General features: G+C 52.3%; 14 protein-coding genes and 1 pseudogene. 7 read left to right on the top strand and 8 right to left on the bottom strand.

Features of this window, described 5'->3' with window-relative positions; all coding sequences use genetic code 11:
- Positions 1–10: 10 nt before the first annotated feature.
- The 7 genes from H6A34_RS02240 to H6A34_RS02210 all read right to left on the bottom strand — a co-directional run bounded on the left by H6A34_RS02240 (position 11) and on the right by H6A34_RS02210 (position 10868).
- Positions 11–2335 carry a glycoside hydrolase family 3 N-terminal domain-containing protein gene (locus tag H6A34_RS02240; protein ID WP_239480729.1) on the bottom strand — a complete coding sequence of 775 codons (2325 nt, stop codon included), beginning with the start codon at positions 2333–2335 and terminating at the stop codon, positions 11–13.
- A 302-nt stretch (positions 2336–2637) separates the two neighbouring features.
- Complete coding sequence (locus tag H6A34_RS02235; RefSeq protein ID WP_205103202.1) at positions 2638–4071, bottom strand: sialate O-acetylesterase; 1434 nt, start codon at positions 4069–4071, stop codon at positions 2638–2640.
- Between the two features lie 23 nt (positions 4072–4094).
- Positions 4095–5288, bottom strand: a complete 1194-nt coding sequence (locus tag H6A34_RS02230) for an AGE family epimerase/isomerase (RefSeq protein ID WP_205103200.1) — start codon at positions 5286–5288, stop codon at positions 4095–4097.
- The gene (locus H6A34_RS02225; RefSeq protein WP_205103198.1) at positions 5269–6672 is read right to left on the bottom strand and encodes an MFS transporter; all 1404 of its coding nucleotides are present in this window, start codon (positions 6670–6672) and stop codon (positions 5269–5271) included. The genes H6A34_RS02230 and H6A34_RS02225 overlap by 20 nt, the downstream gene beginning before the upstream one ends.
- A gap of 27 nt (positions 6673–6699) precedes the next feature.
- Complete coding sequence (locus H6A34_RS02220) at positions 6700–7872, bottom strand: glycoside hydrolase family 130 protein (RefSeq protein WP_205103195.1); 1173 nt, start codon at positions 7870–7872, stop codon at positions 6700–6702.
- An 80-nt stretch (positions 7873–7952) separates the two neighbouring features.
- Entirely contained in the window at positions 7953–9041 is a 1089-nt protein-coding gene (locus H6A34_RS02215; RefSeq protein ID WP_420870792.1) for a glycoside hydrolase family 26 protein, read from the bottom strand.
- A gap of 933 nt (positions 9042–9974) precedes the next feature.
- On the bottom strand, positions 9975–10868 hold the full coding sequence (locus tag H6A34_RS02210; RefSeq protein WP_021947448.1) for an AraC family transcriptional regulator: 894 nt from the start codon (positions 10866–10868) through the stop codon (positions 9975–9977).
- A 357-nt stretch (positions 10869–11225) separates the two neighbouring features.
- On the opposite strand from H6A34_RS02210, the gene H6A34_RS02205 reads away from it, so the two are divergent.
- From H6A34_RS02205 to H6A34_RS02180, 6 genes are all read left to right on the top strand, one after another.
- Positions 11226–13433, top strand: coding sequence for an alpha-galactosidase (locus H6A34_RS02205; RefSeq protein WP_205103193.1), 2208 nt, complete (start codon positions 11226–11228; stop codon positions 13431–13433).
- A gap of 391 nt (positions 13434–13824) precedes the next feature.
- Positions 13825–14955: a helix-turn-helix domain-containing protein gene (locus H6A34_RS02200; protein ID WP_205103190.1), complete on the top strand. Its 1131-nt coding sequence runs from the start codon at positions 13825–13827 to the stop codon at positions 14953–14955.
- Positions 14956–15820: 865 nt separating this feature from the next.
- Complete coding sequence (locus tag H6A34_RS02195) at positions 15821–16954, top strand: DUF3575 domain-containing protein (protein WP_205103188.1); 1134 nt, start codon at positions 15821–15823, stop codon at positions 16952–16954.
- Between the two features lie 15 nt (positions 16955–16969).
- Positions 16970–17842 (top strand): FimB/Mfa2 family fimbrial subunit, encoded by an 873-nt coding sequence (locus H6A34_RS02190; protein WP_205103186.1) that lies wholly within the window; start codon positions 16970–16972, stop codon positions 17840–17842.
- Between the two features lie 53 nt (positions 17843–17895).
- The gene (locus H6A34_RS02185) at positions 17896–18780 is read left to right on the top strand and encodes a fimbrillin family protein (protein WP_205103183.1); all 885 of its coding nucleotides are present in this window, start codon (positions 17896–17898) and stop codon (positions 18778–18780) included.
- Positions 18781–20460, top strand: a complete 1680-nt coding sequence (locus H6A34_RS02180; protein WP_338088580.1) for a GLUG motif-containing protein — start codon at positions 18781–18783, stop codon at positions 20458–20460. It begins immediately after the preceding gene.
- Positions 20461–20995: 535 nt separating this feature from the next.
- Here H6A34_RS02180 and H6A34_RS02175 read toward each other — a convergent pair.
- Entirely contained in the window at positions 20996–22042 is a 1047-nt protein-coding gene (locus H6A34_RS02175; protein ID WP_205103181.1) for a RhuM family protein, read from the bottom strand.
- 208 nt (positions 22043–22250) lie between these two features.
- On the opposite strand from H6A34_RS02175, the pseudogene H6A34_RS02170 reads away from it, so the two are divergent.
- Positions 22251–23498, top strand: a pseudogene (locus tag H6A34_RS02170) (RNA-binding domain-containing protein); the annotation flags it as partial.
- Positions 23499–23613: the final 115 nt, after the last annotated feature.

Genomic DNA, 23613 nt, shown 5'->3' with positions numbered 1-23613 from the left:
GACCTTTTTTTCATCGGTTAGGCGTATTCCACACCTTTGTATCAGTACACGTTACGGTAACGGTTTTGCCGCCACATGCCAGCACGAAGTCGCCCTTTTCCAGGCGCCAAAGGCCGTCATAGCCAACGAAAGCAAGGTCGTCGGCAGCAAGTTTCAGCGTTACCGTCTTTGTCTCTCCCGGTTTAAGGCTTATCTTGTCGAAGCCACGAAGCCGCTTGATGTCCGGCGTTGAGCTTGCCACAAGGTCGCTCGAATACAGCAACACGCTCTCCTTGCCTTCTACACTGCCGGTATTTGTCACGTCGACCGACACGGTTATAACGTCACCCGGAGCAAAAGAAGACTTGTCGACCTTGAGGTTTGAGTAGGCATACGACGTGTAACTGAGGCCGAAACCGAACGGCCATTGCACGTCCATGACGGCATCATAGTTATAGTTTCCGGCCATCTGACCTACGTTTTCACAAGGTTTGTAGTCGTAAGTGGCAAGCGAATTGATGTACTTCGGATACGTATAAGGCAGCTTTCCGCTGAAATTAACGTCTCCGGCGAGCAGGTTTGCAAGTGCGTCACCGCCATAGTTGCCGGGCAGCATAACATGAACCACGGCCTTGGCAAGCGGTTCTATGTCATTGATAATGCGCGGACGGCCTTCGTTCAAAACAAGGATTACAGGCTTGCCGGTGGCAGCGAGCGCCTTCACAAGGTTGCGCTGGTTGGCCGAGAGGGTCAGGTCGTTAAGGTTGCCGGGCGTCTCGCAATACGAGTTTTCACCGATGCAGGCTATTATAACGTCGGCGTTGGCGGCAGCGGCCACGGCCTTTTCTATCTCAACGGGGTTCTCCTCCCACCAGTTGTCGTTCTTATACGGCGCGTAAGTAACGCCCGGCTCGTACGTGATGTTGTCCTTTCCGAATTTGTTGCACAACGCTTCGTATATCGTATTGTACGCTCCGGCAAACTCGTCGGCGCGGTGTCCCTGCCACGAATACGACCATCCGCCGTTAAGACAGCGCATTAAGTTGGCGTTAGGGCCGGCAAGCAGAATCTTGGTTCCTTGTTTCAAGGGCAGCAGGTTGCCGTCGTTCTTCAGCAGAACCTCGCTCTCCTCGGCGGCGCACAGGGCCCCGTCGGCATGCTCGGGCGAACCGAACTTGTCGTATTCGGCGATGTCCCAATACGGATTATCGAACAATCCGAGGCGGTATTTCAGGCGAAGCACACGGGCTACGGCGTCGTCTATCCTGCTCTTTGGCACCTCGCCCTCCTCCACCAGCTCCTTCAAGTACGTGCAGAAGCTCGTTTCGTAAGGCACCATCGACATGTCAATGCCGGCGTTGATGGCTATCTTGATGGCCTCTTTCTTGGTCGCGGCTATGTGGTCACGGGTGCAGAGGTTGTTGATGTCGGCCCAGTCGGTCACTATAAGACCGTCCCAGTTGAGGTCACGCTTGAGCCAATCAGTCAGCAGTTCCTTGTTGGCGTGGAACGGCATGCCGTTGTCTACTGCCGAATTGACCATCACGCTCAACGCCCCCGCACGTATCGCGGCCAGGTAAGGGGCAAAATGCTTCTCGCGAAGTTCGCTTCTCGGTATGGCCGACGGCGTGCGGTCCTTGCCCGATACGGGCACTCCGTAGCCCATGTAGTGCTTCACGCAGGCGGCAACATTGTACCGGCCGATGTGGTTGGGGTCGCTGCCCTGGAATCCGAGCACGGCCTCAACGCCCATTACGGTGTTAAGATAAGCGTCCTCGCCATAGTTTTCCCACATGCGGGGCCAGCGTGGATCGCGCCCGAGGTCTACCACGGGAGCATACGTCCAGGGCACGCAGCTGGCCTTGGTCTCGTACGCCGAGATCTCGGCTCCTCGCCTTACGAGAGTCCGGTTGAACGTAGCGCCCATGTTGACGCCCTGCGGAAAGAGGGTGCCGTCAAGCGTATATGTGGTGCCGTGGATTTCGTCAACGCCGTAAATGCAGGGTATTCCGATTTCCTTAATCGACTTCTCCTGTATCTGCCGGATGGCTTTCGCCCACACTTCCTTCTTCTGCGCCACGCTCAGGGGCACGTTCAGGAGCGAGCCTACCTTGTATTTGCCGATTACAGTGTCGAGCATTGCCTCGCTAAGGGTAAACCCGTCGCGGCTCTTCTCGAAGTCGGTCACCACGTCAATGGTTATCTCGCACATCTGCCCTATTTTCTCTTCAAGGGTCATTTTCTTGAGCCATTGCTGAATGTTCGCTTCTATAACGGGGTCTGACGGGATAGCCGGCGCAGTCTGCCCGACGGCCAAAGCTATCGCCCCGGCACACATAACGGTGGTCATTGCCATTTGTTTTACTTTATTCATAATTGTTGGTTTATAATGTTTTCATGACTCGATTAACGGCCGTTTGGCACGGCCTGGAAAGGGTTTGGCTGTCGTTTTGCAAACACCTGATATTCAATGCGTTAGCAAAAGGCCACCTTTTGTTTCCCAAAAGACCGTATTTTGCACGCCAAAAGGTGGCCTTTTACAAGCTAAAAGACGGCCTTTCACAAGGCGAAAGACCGTCTCAAGCAAAAAAACAATCCTTATATAAACATCAAAAAACACCTATTGTGTAAAATCATCGCATGCAAACGGCACAAGCATCACCACTCCCAGTCGTCCGTACGGAACGGCACGAGGGGCAGTCCGCGCAGGTTTGCCACGTTGCCGGGCGAATAATCGTGGAACGCGTAGCGTACCGACACGGGACTGCTGACCTTGTCGCATACCACGACTATCTGGTTCTTGCCCATCAGCTCGGCCTTGGCGGGATAGAACTCACGGTCGGCGCCGGCCACCTCAAAGCCCTCCATGCCCTTCATGCGGTTGAATCCGTTGTCTGCATGAACAAAGCTGAGCACCACGGTGTCGCCTTTCACTTCCATCGACTGGTATGCCGGACAGTCGGCCTCTATGCCTTTTACGCCATATGTCTTGGCCAACGCCTGGTAAGCCAGGCGCGAACCTACACTGCGCTTGTCCTTCGGGTGTACGTTCTCGGCCTCGTAAGGCTCTACAAGGTCGTTGGTAGATACCATCGCACTGTTGGCAATCAGCGACTGAGCCTTGTACTGCGCCTCACGCAGGAAGGCCGACGCCCTGCCCTCGTACTTGCCGAACGGGGCAATCTCGACGAAATAGAAGGGCAGCTCTCCCTGTCCCCACTCCTTGCGCCAGAGGTCTACCATGGTCTTAAGACGCTGGGCGTAGGTCTTGTGTTTGCCAACGTTCGACTCGCCCTGGTACCACAGGAAGCCCTTGATTGTATATCCTTCAAGCGGACGGAGCATGCCGTTATACATCAGCGTGGGGCTCAGGTAGTGCCACCAGTCGTGCGGTTCTTCCTTGCGGATGTCGCGTTTCAGGTCGATGTCAGGATACTTTGCCACGGTGTCGCGCGGCAACCAGCCCTCTACCATCGTGCCTCCCCAGCTGCAGTTGATAATGCCCACGGGCACATCGAGCACGCTGTTGACCATCCGTGCGAAGAAAAACGCCGTGGCGCTGAAGCGCGGCGAGTTCTCGGGATTGCACACTTTCCACTTGCCCTGACAACGGTCTACGGGCGAAAGCTGGCCGTTCTTCTCGACAGTGGCCATGCGTATGCCCTTATATTGCGCCGACGTGGCTATCACTTCGTTGGCTCCGGATATGGGACAGTTGTCGAAACCCGCAAGCGGCATTTCCATATTAGACTGTCCCGAGCAGAACCACACCTCGCCGATGAGCACGTTAGAGAGTTTCACCTGCCCGTCCTTATCCGCGATAGTCAGCGTCTGCGGGGCGTAAGAGGCTGCCGGAGTCTTTACCGTGGCAGTCCACTTGCCGTTCTTGTCGGCGTCAACGGTCACGGCATTGCCGCTCCACGACGTGCCCACCGTAACCTTTGCGCCAGGCTCGGACCAGCCCCAAATGCGTGCGTCAGTCTGCTGCTGCAACACCATATTGTCGCTGAATATATCGGGTAAGTCGACCTTTGCCCACGTTACCGAATGTGCCAGGGCGCACAGACAGACTGCCAATACTGTTCTCTTCATATACACTTTGATACAATTATGAATTATCTCGTTCTCTCGATTATCTCCAGGCACATCCTTCCGTTGTGGTAAGGACACTTCCAGAAGCCGGCCTTGTCGTCCTTGCGGTTCACCGTTCCGTCGGGCATTATGCTCCAATGCCACTCCCCGTGCTCATGGTCAACGAGCTTGTCCTTGATAAACAGCCAGCAGTCAATGGCCGTGTCAAGAGCATTCACGTCACCGAAATGCTGGTAAAGGTTGAAGTGACCTACTACGTTTTCGGCCTGAACCCACCAGTGGAGTTCACGGTCGGTCTTGTCCTTGGCTACAAAAGTCTCGTAAATCATGCTGCCGTCAGGGTTCAGTCCTTCGTCCGCAGCCATGGCGATATGCCTTATTATGTGCTCAACTTCCTTCAAAAGGGCTTTATCACCAAGCACAAGCGCTGCCTCGTGGATGAGCCATGACGCCTCGATGTCATGCCCGTAGGATATTATTTCGTCCTTAACCGTCCAGTCGTCGTCAAAGAACAGGTCGAGATGATACGTCGTTCCGTTCAGTATCTTCTTGATAAACAGCTCGATAAGATTCCTCAACTGCCGCTCCAGACGCGGGTCTTTCCACACACGGTAGAGGTTGGCGTAAGGCTCAAGGATGTGCAGGTGGGTGTTCATCGTCTTGCTCATGTTCTCGTCCTTGTCGCTAAGGCGCATGTCGGCTATGGGCTGCCAGTCGCGCATGAAGGCCTCGATATATCCGTTTCTCTCCTTGTCGAAACTGTATTCCTCTATCGTCTCAAACAGTTTCACGGCATAGTCAAGGGATTCATCGTCGCCGGTGGCACGGGCATATTCGCTCAATCCGTATATCGCGAAGCCCAAAGCGTATATCTGTTTCTTTGTGTCGAGCGGACTGCCGTCGGCATTCAACGACCAATATACTCCCCCGAAATCCTTGTCATAGAACTTGTCTATCAGGTAACGCTTGGCCCTCGTGGCCGTCTCGAGATACTCCTGCTTGCCCAACAGGCGGTAAGCGGCCGAGAAAGTCCATAATATGCGGCCATTAAGTATCGCTCCCTTGGGCGCCTCGGTGTCGAGAACGTCGTTGCCGTCAATGCGCCCGTAGAATCCTCCACGCACGTTGTCGGCCATCTTACCGCTCCAGAACGGCAGGATGTCGTTCTCGAGTTCGGCCCTAACCTCCATGCAAAGCTTATTTATTTTTTCCTTCATTAGATTGTGAACGCTTAATGTTTAACTTATCTATGATTTTAGATACCTGCTGTTCTCCTAACGGATAACATAGGATGAAGACAACCGACACAACCGAAGCGGCTGCCGGCAGCCAGCTCAGGAACAGCTTTATGCCGTGTATTGTCTCGGGACTCTGCGCGGCATTGGCGTGGAATCCGAAATAGGAAAGCAGCCAACCGGTGAGCGCGGTGCCTATAGCCCAGCCGAATTTCTGGCTCATCGACGAGGCCGAGAATATCAGTCCGGTGGCACGGTTGCCAGTGTTCAGCTCGGAATAATCGGCGCAATCAGCGTACATCGACCACAACAGCGGGAATATACTGCCGGCACACATGCTGATAAGGCACTGGAACACGAAGATAAGAACAATGTCGTCCTTGTCAAACCAGAAGAAGATCACGCTTAGAACGGCGGTCAACAGCATGGCAAGAGCAAACGTACGCTTCTTTCCTATCTTGTTGCTGACAGGCGCGGCGAGCACAACTCCGATGATATTGGCTGCCTGGCCAACGGCGAGAAACAGTCCGCTGAGCACGAACGAGACGCCAAACAGATTGACAGTATGGAAATTATCCTCGACAATATAGTACTTGAAGTAGTACACGGCGGCACCGTCACGGATAGAGTTGAACACCAACGCCGCCACGCCGGCTACGAAAAGAATACACCACGGACGGTTATGCAGCAGGTCTTTGATGTCCGTCTTGAGTGACGTTTTCTGCTCGTTGATGGGCTTTACACGCTCCCTTGTCCAAGAGAAGCAGCCCAGGAAGAGGATAACACACAGCACGGCGATGGTAGCTGCAGCCATAAACCATCCCGTCTGTTGGTCAGCTATGTCCTTACTGTGCCCGCTGAAGGCGTTGGCCATTGGCATAAAGAGCAGCAACGCGATAAAACTGCCGATGTAGGCAAACGTCATACGGAAGGTAGACAGCGTGTTGCGTTCGCTCGGATTAGGGCTCATCACGCCAAGCAATGACGCGTAAGGCACGTTGATGGCTGAATAAACCATCATCATAATCGAGTAAGTGGCGTAAGCGTAAACCAGCTTTCCGGTAAGGCCGAACGACGGGGTGTAGAACGTAAGCGCGCCAACAATACCGAACGGCACGGCAAGACATAGTATATAAGGACGGAACTTACCCCAGCGGCTGTTGGTCCGGTCCGCAACGATTCCTACGACAGGGTCGAACACGGAGTCCCATATTCGGGTTACGAGGAACATCGTTCCTACCATGGCGGCAGGCAAACCGAACACGTCTGTATAAAATATCATGAGGTAGGCTCCAAAGAGTTTCCAGAACATGGACGACGCCATGTCTCCGAAGCCGTAACCTATCTTTTCCCTTAGTTTTATCATTTTTCCATAGTTAGACTATATTCCATGTTATTTCATTATCTTCATATTACGGTCAATCAGCTTCTTCAATGTTTCAACCGACGCCGTTGTGGTCAGTCCGTCTTCGGGAGTGTTCATGCAATAGTCGACGAGTTTGTCGATTGTTGACACCGCTACGTGCATGCGGGTGTCGGAAGACGCATAATAGATGTACACCATGCCGTCCTCGTCGGCTATCCAACCGTTTGCAAACAGCACGTTCGACACGTCGCCGATACGCTCTTCTCCCTCCGGCGCCATGAAGTAACCGCCGGGCGCGGCGATAACTCTCGTCGGGTCGTCAAGGGCAGTCATATACATGTAGAGCACGTAACGCAAGCCTGCCGCACACCCTCTTACGCCGTGGGCAAGGTGCAGCCAGCCCTTCGGAGTCTTTATAGGATGGGGGCCTTCGCCGTTCTTCACCTCCTTGATGGTATGGTAATAGCGCAGGTCTATGATTTTCTCGTCGGTTATCTCGGCGTGGGTTATGTCGTCAACGAGCGCCCAACCGATGCCACCACCGCTGCCGGTGTCGATGAATCCATCCTGCGGGCGGGTGTAGAACGCGTACTTCCCGTCAACAAACTCGGGGTGAAGCACAACGTTGCGCTGCTGGCTTTTTGTCTTGAGGTCAGGCAGTCGGTACCACGTCTTGAGGTCTTTCGTGCGGGCGATGGCAGCCGTTGCCGTTGCCGCCGACAGGTCGCCGGCGGGCGCGTTGTCGTCATGACGCTCGGCGCAGAACACTCCGTAAATCCATCCGTCCTCATGTGCGGTAATGCGCATGTCGTAGATATTGGTGGCTGGAATCACGTCGTCGGGCATTGTTACGGGATAATCCCAGAAGCGGAAGTTGTCCACACCGTTGGGACTCTCGGCCACGGCGAAGAACGACTTGCGGTCGGCACCCTCAACACGTACAACGAGCACGTACTTACCGTTCCACTTGATGGCGCCCGAATTCATCGTTGCGTTCATGCCGATGCGCTCCATCAGGTAAGGATTGGATTTCTCGTCAAGGTCATAACGCCAGAACACCGGCGTATGGGCAGCAGTCAATATGGGGTATTTATATCTTGTGTAAATACCGTTTGACTGGCTTACGGGCTCGTTCTTGCGGGTAATCAGGGCCTCATGTTCTGCGAACAGGGCTTTTACTTTTTCATCAAACAGACTCATTGTTGCTTATTTTATTTTTGGTTATTATTTCTTCCTCAATCTCTCACCTTATATATTTACCTTCTTACTTTTTTACCTTTTTACTTTTCGCCTCCGGCCTTTACGAACACTGTCCGCCTGTCGGCATGGAACTTGACAAAGTCTTTTGCCGACGGTTCGCCGGGATACGGGGCAAAGTAATGTCCGGGCTTGTTGTGCGCATTACGCCATACGAGCACGTAGCTTATGGGATATTTTGCTATTACGGGCAGCAAAGTCTGCGTCCACCACGTGCTGTCGGGTATCGACTCATGGCCCGCCTCGGTCAGCGCCATGGCCTTGCCGTGCTCACGGCTTACCTGCTCCATGATGCCGAGAATGCGGTCGAGCGTAGCCATATATTCGGCATTCGTGCCATACTGGTAAGCGTCAGCGCCGATAAGGTCTATCTTCGAGTCGCCGGGATAACGCTCAAGATACTCGGCAGTGTCCTTCGGCTCTATGCCGGGCGAGTACGCCCAAAGCAACTGGTCGGTGCCCTTGGCCGCCAGACGGTCGTACGTAAGCTGCCACAGGGCCTTGTACTCTTCGGTAGAACAGAGCGCCTGTCCCCACCAGAACCAGCTGCCCGTATGCTCGTGCCACGGGCGGAAGAGCACCGGCACCTTAACGCCGTCGGCGGTCTTTATCGAGTTCAGGTAGTCTGCCACACGGTCGAGCCAGCCCAAGAACTTCTCATGATTGGCCCCGCCGGGCAGCACCGAGCGCACCACGGACGAGTCGGACACGTCCCACGCGTTCTTTCCCGTCAGTGGGTTGTTGGCGTGCCAGCTCATCGTAACCATGCCGCCGCGACGGTATTGAGCCACGGCTTCGCGCCTGATTTTGTCGAACGGCACGCTGTCAAGGTTGACGTCGTGCCCGAGCTCAATGTCGCCAAGGTCGAAAGACATCACAGCGGGATATTCGCCGCACACGCTCTTGATGTCGCTGCGGCCTTCATCACCCACCCAGCCTATGCCGTACATCGTGTCGTCATGGTGTCCGAACATGAACTTACCGTCACGCGGCATATTCTCAAGAGTCTTGAGCATGGCTACGGCCTCAGGCGTTCTCGTCTGCTTCTGTGCCTGGCATGCAGTGGCAACCAGCATACATGCCCCTAAAGTTATTGCTGATACAAGGTTCATAATAATTGCTTAAATTATTGGTTTTCTACTTAAATGCGTACCTCTCCGCGGGCCGCTTTAGATTATGTCAATACCAGATTTGACTGTCAAGGTCAAGTTTTCAACATATTTTCGGTTGCAAAGTTACATTCTTATATTATCTTTGACAAATACAATTTTACCACATCATAATACTTTTTCGCCCGCACATATAATTTCTTACTTTTCGACCGGCACAATCACCTGATTCTTGACGTTATGCCCGAAGTAACAAAATGTCAAAACAAAAATGTCCGTCTGAACAGCCGAAATAGAACGTCGGCAATGCCATATACGGTCATTAGCATGACAATAAACGGCCTTTAGCTACCCTAAAAACGGTCTTTCATGACACAAAAGACGGCCTTTTACAACTTGAAAGACCGTCTTTACCGCACCCAAAAGCCGCATTTTGAAGACCGAAACACGGCTTTTCATGGGCTATTTTGCGTCGCAAAACTGCACATTCATACGCAAACAAGGATTAAACTACTGGTTATCAAGTATTTAATTATGCACACATTTCAGGCCATATTCACGTCCGTCAGTATTTTATTTTAGAATATCGCCGTATAGAGACGTCAACGCAAATCAACATGCAAGCCAAATGCCGCATAAACATTACACATCAGGCGGTACAGCAAATAATGGCTGACATTTCGCCAACAGGAAACAAATATAATACGGACACACATCATTCATCGTGCATTTTCATCATAAACAGGTACAAACAATCATGACATCATAAACCTTTTTCTTTATATCTTATCCCCTCATCGTAGCCAGGCGGTCGCAAATCTGGCTACTATAGAAGTACGCAACAAGTTATAAATGGTCTGGAAAGCAACACCCTACAACTGACGTCTGGATAAAAATAAGCGTGCCTTCGCATATTGAAGGCACGCCGTAAAGAAACTAAATAATGATTTTCTTCTTGAAATACGTCTCGCGGAACTCCGTAGGCGAGCAGTTTTTCTTGCGCTTGAAGATACGGTTGAAGTTGGACAGGTTATTGAAACCGCAGTCATAACATATCTCGGCTACCGACATTGTCGTATCCACCAGCATACGGGCTGCATGGCCGAGGCGTATGTCTATGATATAGTCTGACAGCTTCTTGCCAGTGCGCTGCTTGAAGAAACGGCTGAAAGCCGCCGGCGACATGCCCACCATGTCGGCCAGTTTCGACAGGTGCACCTCGTCCTGATAATGGTCGCTGATGTACTGCTGTATCTTCAGCACACGCCGGCTGTTGGCCTGTACGTTCACCTTGGCGAACGACGACGTCGACAGGCTGTGCGCCTTGTCGGTAAAGAACGACAGCTCGTAGAGCAGCGTAAGAAACTGGGTTACGGCATAGAACCCCTTTGTCTCGGGCAGGGTGTCGAGCAGGAAGTATATCTTCATGATGGCTTCCATCGGAAAACTCAGGCCGTTGCGTGCCTTGTCAAGCATTGTCTTGACGCGGTCGAACTGGTTGGTAGTGGCAAGGCTGTCAAAAAAATGCGGCGAGAACTGTATCGTTATCTCGCGTATGTCCTCCGAGTCACAAGTGCCCTGCTCCCATACATGCTCCAGCTCGGGCGTGGTAATGAGCACAAGGTCATAGTCGTCAACGGTCTCGACCGAGTCGCCCACTATGCGCTGAAGCCCCCTGCCGTGCTCAACGAAGTTCAGCTCGTACTCATCATGACAGTGTATGGGATAAGTGAATTCCTTTTTGTGACGGTCAACGATGTAGAAACAGTCCTTCTCCGACAGCGGCGTAATTTCCCTGAGAATATAATGCTCGGAATTATTCTTGGTCATGATACGTTGGTATTTAAGGTCAATTAAAAAATATACGCAAATATAATGCTATTTTTTTGAATTGTCATACTTTTTTGACAAAAACGATACAAATATGCATATATAGTGTCCCAAAAGTCATCACGGCGCGTTACATACCACGATAATCCCCTCAGCGGCACGGCCGGCGTCGTGGAGCGGCCGCCGACTTCTGCATTGGGACTCGGCCGCCGGCGGCACCTCTCAGCCACAATAAAATGCCGAAGATCGTGAACATGGCGATTTTATACCAATATCTGACAAAATAATATCGCCCTTTTCGGATTACAATCACTAACTTTGCAAGCGGAAAATAATCTGAAAACTATACGAACAAAAATGGACTTCATGAAAAGACTTGGCTTGCTTGCGGGTGCGTTGGCACTCATAAGCGGCGCGGCGGCGGCCCCAATAGAGGTTGCCACGCCACATACTTCATTGGTAATCGACGCCACCGAGGGCGCCGAACTTAAGCAAATGTACTATGGCGACAGGCTGTCGGCCGCCGACCTTGCCGCACTTTCCAACGCCGGGGGCGCCACATACGCCGCCTATCCCGTGTACGGCATGAACTGCCAGGGCGAGACCGCGCTGGCGGTGAAGCACGCCGACGGCAACATGTCGTTGCAAATGGCGGTTGAGAATGTTACAACAGCTACGGAGGGCAACGCCACCGTGACACGCGTCAGCATGAAAGACAAGGTATATCCGTTCTATGTCGACGTGTGCTACAGGGCATACAACGACGTGGACATCATCGAGACGTGGACAGAGATACGCCATGACGAGAAAGGAGAGGTGGCGCTCAACCAGTTCGCCTCGGGCTACCTGCCTATACGCCGGGGCACGGTATGGCTGTCGTCGCTGTACGGTGCATGGGCTAATGAAGGGAGATTATTGCAGGAACCGCTCGAACCGGGCATGAAAGTCATCAAGAACAAGGACGGCATCCGCAACTCGCACACCGCGCACGCCGAGGTTATGTTCTCGCTCGACGGACGCCCACAGGAGAACACCGGAGCAACAATCGGCGCGGCGCTGTGCTACGGAGGCAACTACAAACTCCGTGTTGACACCGACGAAAGCGAGTATCACCACTTCTTCGCGGGTATCAACGAGGAGAACTCTACGTACAACCTGAAACGGGGCGAGACATTCGCCACTCCTGCACTCGCCCTGACATACAGCCGTGAAGGACTTAGCGGAGCCAGCCGCAACTTCCACCGATGGGGACGCAAATACCGGCTCATGCACGGCGACAGGGAACGAATGATACTGCTCAACAGCTGGGAGGGCGTGTACTTCAACATCAACCAGGAGGGCATGGACCAGATGATGGCCGACATTGCATCGATGGGCGGAGAGCTGTTCGTCATGGACGACGGATGGTTCGGCACGAAATACCAGCGCAACAGCGACAACGCAGCGCTCGGCGACTGGACAGTCGACAAGCGGAAACTGCCGGAAGGCATTGAGGGACTGCTGCGCGACGCAAAGAAAAACGGCGTGAAATTCGGTATTTGGATTGAGCCCGAGGCTACCAACACCAAGAGCGAACTGTACGAGAAACACCCTGAGTGGATTGTAAACGCGCCCAACCGACAGCCGGCGACAGGCCGAGGGGGCACACAGCTAATGCTCGACCTGGGCAACCCCGAGGTTCAAGACTTCGTGTTCGGCGTGGTTGACAACCTCATGACCAAATATCCCGAAATAGCATACATCAAGTGGGACGCCAACATGGGCATACAGAGCCACGGCTCGACATACCTTACAAAGGACAACCAGAGCCATCTGTACATCAACTACCACCGCGGATTCGAGAAGGTATGCCAGCGTATCAGGGCCAAGTATCCCGACCTCATAATACAGGCTTGCGCCAGTGGAGGTGCCAGGGCAAACTGGGGCGTGCTGCCATACTTCGACGAGTTCTGGGTAAGCGACAACACCGACGCGCTGCAACGCATTTACATGCAGTGGGGCACGTCATACTTCTTCCCGGCAATAGCAATGGCGTCGCACATCAGCTCAAAGCCCAACCACCAGACGTTCCGCACCATACCTATCAAATTCCGTATCGACGTGGCCATGAGCGGACGGCTCGGCATGGAGATACAGCCAAAGAACATGACCGACGAAGAGAAGGAGCTGTGCCGCAAGGCCATTGCCGAGTACAAGCAAATCAGGCCCGTCGTGCAGTTCGGCGACATCTACCGGCTCGTATCTCCGTACGACAGACTGGGCGTTGCGTCGCTCATGTACACATCAGAGGCTAAGGACAAAGCCGTGTTCTACTGGTGGAAGACCGAGACTTTCGTCAACCAGCACCTGCCACGCGTCAAGATGGCCGGCCTCGACAGGACAAAGACTTACCGCGTACACGAGCTTGACAGAATAGACAACAACCCGTTGAAATTCGAGGGAAAGACCTTCAGCGGCGCGTTCCTCATGGACACGGGACTCGAGATTCCATACACACACGACGTAGACTACAACAAGCTGAACGATTACGCCAGCCGGGTATTGTATCTCGAGGAAGTGAAATAACACAAATAACATCCTTGCCACACGAACGGCAAGCACTGTAAACGGGACATGCCGTATGCACGCATACAACGTAAGAGGACATACCGCAGAACCACAATAACCTCAAGATTTCGTCTTGTCTACAGAGAATATGCCAAAATGGGGAGTGTCTCCATTTTGGCATATTAACATATTCCGTACCATCCCGCCAGCGCATTAACGTGACTCCGGTTTTCCGCCTTTATGCCGTATTAACATAAAATACATGGCATGAAAATTCATAAAGACGTAAAAACATTGTATTTTTGTACCTGCTACGCCGTGACATTCGGTCCGCACAACGCCAATCCGCTGAAAAGACACCGGGGAGGCGCCTTTCCAGAAAACGGCCGGCGCACTAAAACAAGCAACGATGGATTATACGATATATGAATTCTCACTTGGCACGGCACTGGTGCTGATGCTCTTCTTTGCCGCCTATTTCCTTGCCGCAAAGACTCCCGACAAGCCCATCTTCGCCAACTACGTACGCTCACGACGTATCATGGGCGTGGCGCTGATGGCGCTTTCGGCAAACTATTCGGTTCATTTGTTTCTCGGAGTGCGCTTCTACCGCCCGGGAGTGGCCATCCTGATGAACCTATCAACGTATTTCCTGTCCTACTGGCTGTTCAGTTCGGCACTTACAGCCTTGCTCGACAGAACGTACCTTACGAGGCAACGCTTTATGAGGCATATTATATATTGGCTGGCGTTCACTGCCCTTTCGGCGGTTATACTCGAGCTTATGCCAAAAGGAGCGTGGCAATACGCGGGCCTGTTCGTCATGGCCCTGTGGCTGCTCGCCTACGGCATACACCTGGCACGGAGGCTCATCATGACCTACCGCCGTGCCGTACGACTGTTTGACGACACCCATTCCGAGCACATCGCCGCCTACATACAGTGGATGTCCGTCTTCACTTGGTGGGCGGTCATATACGGTATCAGCTGCGGATTGTTGACATTCCTGCCTGACAGGTATGTATTCCTGTGGATTATTTCGTCCATCCCCTTCTACATCTACCTCTACTGGTCTTACATGAACTACCTTCTGTTTTACGAACAGGTGGAGACCATTCTCGAAAAGATGGCGCCGGAGCCCATTGGGGGGGGTAAAAATCGGCAGACCCGTAAAGAGCCGCCACAGATAACGCCGGCTTATTATGCTGGCATTGGAGAGAAACTTGACTCATGGGTCGGCATGGAGGGATATACCAGCCCGGGACTTAACATTGAGGAACTGGCCGGCACGCTCGACACTAACCGCACTTATCTGGCTGCCTACATCAAGTCAACTTACCACATGTCTTTCCGCGAATGGATTGCGGGACTCCGTATTGAATACGCCAAGCGGATGTTGGTTCAACAGCCCGAACTTACAGTGTCGGCAATATCGGAAGCGTCGGGATTCCTTTCGTTGAGCTATTTCACCAAGATTTTCACTGACAAGGAAGGCTGCTCTCCCTCCAAATGGAGGAAAAACAGCTCATCGGCAGTTTAGGTGTATGGGGAAAGTAAAAAAACAGATATAAGCATTATGCCCTTCAACAGGTAAGGCTTTGTACTATAAAAAACGTGAGTTCGGTATAATGATGATGTGATAATAATCCTACTTCAAGCGGTCAGTGGGTATCATTCTTATACCGTACTCACTTTAAAGACTGTGTTTTATAAGTAAACAAATAATAATAATTTTCGCTAAACATCTGTCAGTCTGTCAGCATAGAGGATAACTCACTGATTATCAAAAAGTTGGACAATGAAAGATTGAGAGTGAATCTTTCAGCTTCTTTTATGCCGGCAACTGACAGGAAAGGGCTGACAGATGCCCGTCAGATATCTGTCAGCTCATAAACAACTGACAGCCAGGCTATTAAGAGCAAGGCTGAAAGATGAAAGAACATTTTGAAGATAAACAACAACGGGAAAACTATGAAGATGCAACAGGCCATCTTTTGCTTTCCAATACATACTCTTTGACAAGCTAAAAGGCCGCCTTTCATGAGGCAAAAGACTGCCTTTTACCGTCAGAATGAGGCACATCAATTGATAATAACACGTGAGTTCGGTATAATAATGATGTGACAGATACCCACCGACCGCTTGAACTACAAAACAATGTAAGTTCTTTATTCAAAAAGAAGTATTATTTTTATACCGAACTCACGTTAATTTTACTCACGTACGTTTTTGCTCTAACTACAATTTTTGCTCTAACAACAAAACGTACCATTGCCGTAACGACAATTTTTTGCTGTATCTACAAAAGCCGTTCTTTTTCAACAACTTACACTTTGAAATACGGGATTTTTATGCTTACTTTGTAAAGTAGCACTGTATCCTTAAACCATAAACATGTTACGAATATGAGCATAAAAATCAAGACAATACTGATTATTGCCTCGCTGCTTACTGCTGTATCCACGTTTGCGACGCGGCAGAAAGCGGACACCACCTACACCTTCCGTTTCGTACCACAGAAGGATATGTTCTATGTGCCGCTTGACGGCAACGACCGGGAACTTGCCCGGCTGCTGGAATGCGTGCGCCGGAACAAGGACAGCATACTCGGCGGCAGTCTTCCGCTCTATGTGGACGGCTACTGCAATTCCCTTGACAGCGAAAAGGAAAACCTGCGGATGGCCGCCATCCGTTCCAACCGGGTGAAATCGGAACTCATTGTGCGCGGCGGAATCAAAGAGGAATGTTTCATCACCAAGCCCCACGCCAAAAGCCATGCTGCCGACGGTGATTTAGTCATCGTCCGTCTGACAGTACCTGCACCGGAAGCATCCGCCGTTGAATCGGCAGGGCTGAGCAAGGCAGAGGAAGAACGCCTTGCCGCCGAACGAGCCGAACAGGAACGCAAAGCTGCTGAAGAAAGGCGCAAGGCTGAAGAAGAACGCCACGCTGCCGAAAAAGCAGAAGCTGACAGACCCGCCAAAGAACAGGCAGCAAGGCAAGCAGAACAGCCACAAGAGATAACTGCCACTTCGTTGGAATCCCCATCATCTGCCCCTTACCATTTTGCCCTGCGTGCCAATCTGCTGCGTTGGGCTACACTCACCCCCGACTTGGGTTTGGAGTGGCGCGTCCATCCCTCGTGGGGAATCCTCGTAAACGGTTCGTGGACATCGTGGTCGTGGAACGGCAAGGACAGGCGGTACGCCCTGTGGGAAGTGATGCCGGGAGTGCGTTACTATACAGGCAAGGAGAAACGTGGCTATCTGGGCGTGATGTTCAAGGCTGGCGAGTTCAACTACAAGCTTTCCGCAACCGGCAAGCAGGGCGACCTGATGGGAGGCGGCATCACCGGCGGCTACCAGCTACGGCTCAGCGATGCCCTGTCGCTGGACTTCAATGTGGCCGTGGGCTGCCTGCACGCGGACTATGAGAAATATGAGGTCATTGACGGCGTGCGTGTGCGTGCCGGCAAGGAGACGAAGAACTGGTGGGGCCCGGTCAATGCGGGTGTTACCTTAGTGTGGAAGCTGTTTTAGCGAAAGGAGGAAAATATGAAGACAACAACAAGATATACGACAACGATTCTTTCCCTTGCGCTGCTGCTCACGCTGGGCGGCTGCGTCAAGGACGAACTGCATGACACGCCACATCCCGACACAGGGAAGGTCACCGTCACCGCCGACTGGAGCGACCGCGGCGAGGGCGTGGACATCCCTGCGGAGTGGACAGTGACGATGGGCGGCTATACAGGCACGGAGACCGGTGCGACCCACTCGCCGGACTATCTTTTCAATCCGGGCAGTTATACCCTTGCGGTGTATAACCCTGCCGACGGCATCACGGTAAGCGGCATGACGGCTGCTGTGGCCGCAGCGGACGGCGGCTGCATCGTGAATACTCCCGGCTGGCTCTTCACTTCCGTGCAGGAGGTAGAGATAGAAGCCGACACCGACTACTCGCTGACCGCCGTCATGCATCAGCAGGTGCGTGAGCTGACCCTCGTCATCGAGCCGACGGGCGATGCGGCAGAGCGTATCGAGAGCATCGAGGGCACGCTGAGCGGAGCGGCAGGGACACTTGACTTCGCCACGGGCACTCACGGCACGCCCTCGGAGGTGAAGCTGCACTTCACGAAGATAACTGAGGGCGACGATGTGGGCAAGTGGATGGCAACCGTCCGGCTGCTCGGCATTGCGGGCAACTCGCAGCGGCTCACCGCCACACTGACCTACACGGACGGCAACCCGCAGCCTACATCTCTCAATAGCGACCTTACGGCGGCCCTCGATGGCTTCAACGACGACAAGACCACACCCCTGACCCTCGGCGGCACCTTGGCCGAGACCCCAGACGAGGCGGGCTTCACCGGTGAAATCACCGGATGGGAAACAGTGGACAGCGGCGGAGTGGATGCCGAAATCTAAAGAATAACAATGGAAAAAGAAATACGGGAAAGAAACAATAAATGAAAGATACGATGAATACCAGATTACTTCCAATCGCAGTGCTCGCCCTCTGTGCGGTCGCCTGCACCAACGACAACGAGAACCTGAACGACGGCCCCGTGGCCGCAGTGATTAATGCCGAAATTTCCGACGCCGTAGCTACCCGCGCCAGCGGAACCACCTGGGCGGAACGTGACAAGATAGGCATCTCCGAAAGCCGCTTCGGCTACACCAACGTGCCCTACCGGTGGGAAAGCGGGAAGTTCACACCGACAGGAACCATTATCTTCTTCCAAGATGACGACCCGACCACCTTCTCCGCTTACTATCCTTACGATGCGGACGGCGGGACACTGACCGCCACCACCGATGCCACGGCGCAGCAGAACCAGCCCGCCATCGACTTCCTCTATGCCACCGGTGCCACTGCCAGTACGCACAATCCTGAAGTGAATTTTACCGACGACACTGATGCAGGCGGCACGGACTGTTCCTTCCACCACTGCATGAGCCAGATTACGCTCACTTTCAAGGAGGGTAGCAGTGTGGACTTCTCTACCATCCAACCCACCGGCTACACGCTCTCCGGACTGATGCTGACGGGCAGCTTCGACACCACCACCGGCACGGCAGAAACGGATGCGAACGCACAGACAGCCGACCTTACAATGGAACTGGACGGCGCACTCACCTCGTCGGTCATCCTCTTCCCGCAGTCAACGACAAGTATCGAACTGAGCGTGTACTACAACAGCCAGCCCTACACCGCCACGCTCACCATTCCCGACGGCGCACTGAAAGCCGGCAACAACTACACCTGGACAGTCACCGTCCGCAACAAGGACCTGAGCATCGAATCTGCCAAGATTACCGATTGGAATCCGGTAACCGGTGGCAACGTGAGCGCAGACCTTTAAGTGAATTATCCATTAAACCTGAAATACATGAGTATAAGATATTCATATCATATAGGCTTTGTCGCCCTGCTCCTTCTCCTTGCTGCCTGCACGAAGGACGAACTGGCGGACGGTGACCGTCTGCCCGAAGGACAATACCCGCTGGAGATAGCCCGCATCACCCTCGGCGTGGAGGGCGGCGAAGCGCAGCCCTGGGGCACACCGCAGACGCGCGTCAGCGAGAACGGGGACGGCAAAAGCAGCACGTTCGATGCGGGCGACCGGTTCGCCGTGCAGATAGACGGCGAGGGAGAGGTCGGCACCTACACCGTGCGGGACGACGGCTCCGTCGAAGCCGAAACACCCCTGTATTGGAGCGACAGGGACGAGGCCCACACCGTCAGCGCCTGGTACCCCGCCACGGACGGCACCCTCGACCTCGGCGACCAAAGCCAAAGTCTTGCCTACCTGCTGGGCGGTACGGGCACGGGAGACTACCAGACACCCGTCACGCTGACCTTTGCCCACCGTCTGGCCAAGGTGCGCGTCACGCCTTCGGACGATGCACTCGACCAGGTGCAGAGCCTCCAGCTCTATACCTACACACAGTGTACTTATGAAAAGGGCACGGTAGTGCAAGGCTCGCAAGAGGGCTGGATAGAGATGAAGAAGTGCGAATACACCGAAAACGGCAACGCCATCACCTGCTGGGAGGCGAACGTGGTGCCCGGCTACACAATAACCAAGCTGCAGGCAAACGGCACCGAGGAACGCAACCTCTCTGCCGCCATCACCCCCGAAGCGGGCAAGTTCTACAACATCACGCTGAACAAGGACAAGGGATATACCGTATCGGAGGACGGCAATACCTACGAGGTCTACAACGCCGAGGGCCTGAAGAACATCGCCAGCCTGGTGAACAGCGGAGCGACCGACATCAACATCACCCTTGATACAGACCTCGACCTGACGGATATGGAGTGGACGCCGATAGGCGCAGACTACAATAACGCATACACCGGCATCTTTGACGGCAACGGCAAGACCATCACGGGGCTGACCGTCAACCAAGAAGGGACAAACTATGTAGGGCTGATTGGCTACCTCGGCTCCGGCGGCAAGGTGCAGAACGTGACGCTAACAGATGTGAGCGTGACTGGCTACTGGTATGTCGGCGGCGTGGTGGGAGCCAACGACAAGGGCACCGTAACCGCCTGCACCGCCTCGGGCAGCATCTCCGGCTCCTCCCGTGTCGGCGGCGTGGTGGGATACAACGGCGGCACCATGACCGGCTGCACCGTCTCGGGCAGTGTCTCCGGTGACTCCTCTGTCGGCGGCGTGGTGGGATGGAACGGCGGCACCGTGACCGCCTGCTACGACACGAGCGATGTCTCTGGATACAGCGATGTCGGCGGTGTGGCGGGACGCAACTACTACGGCACCGTGACCGGCTGCACCTCCTCGGGCAGCGTCTCCGGCAGCCTCAATGTAGGCGGCGTGGTGGGATACAACTACGGCATCGTGACCGCCTGCTACTGGAGCGGCCTCCCCGACAATGACAACGGCGGAGCCACGAAGGTGGACGGCACAACCGTTACCTGGCAGAACGCCGTTGATGCCATGAACACCGCCTTGCAGAGTGCAGGTTCAGAGTGGCGTTACGAACTCACTGGAGAATTGCCTACATTGAAGAAACAGTGAACCGTCGGGTGGGAAAAGTTCCGCTTGAAACGGAATATAACCGAAGTATAACCCCAATAAAGAAAGGAACTCCCATTCCGGGCGGGAGTATTGTGCCCGGTAACATCATACAGACACCGCAGCCCGCTACCGCAAGGTCAGTGGGCTGCAATCATCCCGTCACCATTCAGTAAGCCACCACGACAAAAAAACTCCACACGACAAGAAGTCCATCCCCACTATTAACGCAAAAGCGTGCAACTCTGGTGAGCTGCCCGCTTTTACGTACCGTTTGTCTTATCTATAAAATTATTTGACTTCCTCAAAATCAATACGTTATATTCCTCAGCGACTTGCGTGAACGTGTTGCAAATATCATGCAAACCCGAAAATAAGCATCCATAAGCAACCACAGCTCTATGTCGCAAAAGTACGATTTTCCGCCGAAAATAACGAAAGAAAAACGAGGGAAATATCAATATTGAAATATAACCTAAAACTGCATCACTAAAGGTTTCTTCAAAAGTTTCTAAACTCTTCATCGCATAGCTTTTGATTAAGAGTTTTCTGGCGTAAAATCAAGTGAAGGCAAATCTTTGTCATCCAATTTATCAAAGTCGGACTTAAACAGGCGGTCTTGAATGACACGATACTTTTCAAACTCCGTTTCGGCAAACTCTTTGGCGTATTCAGCCGTGACCTTTCCTGCATCGGAAAGAATAGGTCTGTCCGTTATATCCAGAAATTTGTCAATACGTTTCGCCCAATCCTCCATCGTCATCGGAATATGGCGTTTCGCCATATCTTCCGCTATATCAAGAAAACTGTTGACGATACGTCCCATTGCCTCCAGTTCATTTTCTTTAAGGTAATTCTTGGCAACACTTACATCCGGTTTTACTATTTTTCCGTCCGGAGCCTTCTCCCATGTGGTCAAACCCATGTGCTCTTTCTGTGCATCCTCACGGTCAACTATCAATTCCGCAGCGGTATGCCCATGTACCGCATAGTGCATTTTGTTCTGCACCTTTTTGTAAAACAGCCGTGTTGTGGGCGCACTCTTGTTATAATCTATGGCCGTGGCATATATATCTGTAAGTTTCTGGTAAAAACGCCGTTCACTCAGTCGTATCTCACGAATTTCGGCAAGCAGATGCTCAAAATAATCCTCTCCGATAAATGAGCCGTTTTCCATCCGCTTTTTATCTATGACATATCCACGGATGGCAAACTGACGTAGAACGTATGTACACCATTGGCGGAATTGCGTGGCACGAACAGAATTGACACGATAGCCTACGGATATGATGGCATCAAGATTGTAGAACTCAACTTCTTCTTTTGATTCTCCACGGAAGCCCCTATTCACGACTGTTTCCATTTTGGAAATAGTCGTATTCTTATCAAGCTCTCCACTCTCAAAGATATTTTTCAAATGTTTGCTGATGGCCGGAACACCTACATCAAATAATGTCGCCATTGCTTTTTGTGTTGCCCAAATTGTTTCATCCTTATACAACACTTGAACACCATTCTCCTTACCCTCGGCAATAAAGGTAAGAAACTCTGCCGTACTGTTCCGTATTTCAAAATTTTTTGCCACGACTCCTTTGGTTATTAATTATCACAAATACAAAGGTATAGAAAATCTTAGGAAAATCTATCATATAATCACATTTAGGAATGGATTTTACGAAGATTTCTTCTCCCTAATCCGTTTTTTCCCATTCTAATTGAACGGAAAACGGACTTTTTTCCGTATGTTTGTAAACGATATTGGGGTATTACACCCTTATAACAACGAGAAAATCATGCAGATACACGATAACAGACTTATAGCAGAATGTACGTCTTACGATTTCAAGGAGATGCTGGAACGCAAGAAAGTGAAGTCGTGGCTGAAATCCGTGTCGGCCTTTGCCAATACGGAGGGCGGCAGCTTGTTCTATGGCGTAAACGATGAAGGTGAAATTGTGGGATTGAAGAACGTACAGGCGGATGCCGACTTTATCAGCGAAATGATAAAGGCAAGGCTTGACCCTGTACCGGAGGTGCAGCTTATATCGATTGAGCACGAAGGACGCATCCTGCTTGAAGTGAAAGTCAAGGCTGGTGTTTTGACACCTTATTATTATTACCAAGACGGAACGCGCACGGCTTTTGTAAGAGTTGGCAATGAAAGCGTGGAATGCAATTCGCAACAACTTCTCTCGTTGGTACTGAAAGGTACACACATGACATGGGATTCACTCCCCACGCAAGTGGACGCACGCAAGCACTCTTTCATCATCCTTGCTAATACGTTCCGCGAACAGACGCATCAAGAATGGAACGACAAATATCTTGAATCATTTGGCTTGGTAACTTCTGACGGAAAACTTACCAATGCCGGACTGTTATTTGTGGATAATTGCACCGTGTTTCAATCCCGCATATTCTGTACCCGTTGGACGGGGCTTTATAAAGATGATGCCATCAGCTCCGTGGAGCATCGTGCCAATCTTGTGTTGCTTCTGAAATATGGCATGGATTTCATTAAGAACTACACCATGAGCGGATGGGTGAAGATGCCAAACTACCGCCTCAATCTGCCCGACTATTCCGACCGAGCTATCTTTGAGGGATTGGTCAATCACCTTATCCATCGGGATTATACGGTGATGGGCGGTGAGGTACATATCGACATCTACGATGACCGTGTAGAATTAGTTTCGCCCGGCGCGATGCTCGACGGCACACAGATTCAAGACCGCGATATTTACAATGTTCCGTCCATACGTCGCAACCCCGTCATTGCCGATATGTTTACCCAGCTCGACTACATGGAGAAACGTGGCTCCGGCCTGCGCAAAATGCGTGAACTGACCGAGAAGCTGCCCAACTTCTTACCCGGCAAAGAACCTCTCTATAAAACTGAAGCATCCTCTTTTTTCACCACCTTCTATAATTTAAATTGGGGTGAGAATGGTAGAATCTCCGTAGAAGAGGTGGCTGATAGGGTAAACAGTACCCTCAAAAAGTACCCTGTAAACGGAGGAGCTTCGGAGAGAAAGTTCGGTTCTTCCGCAGTTTTGTTGGATGGCCTTTCAGCAACATAAAATTGAGCACATCGAGTTTTTCTTTTAAAAGATTAAAAATCAATAGTTTTGTTATATAATTTGAAGTATGGATAAG

The sequence above is a fragment of the Marseilla massiliensis genome, assembly GCF_016899855.1.
GTDB lineage: Bacteria > Bacteroidota > Bacteroidia > Bacteroidales > Bacteroidaceae > Prevotella.
Note: the sequence above shows the minus strand (reverse complement) of the source record. Positions and strands in the feature narration are given on the sequence as shown.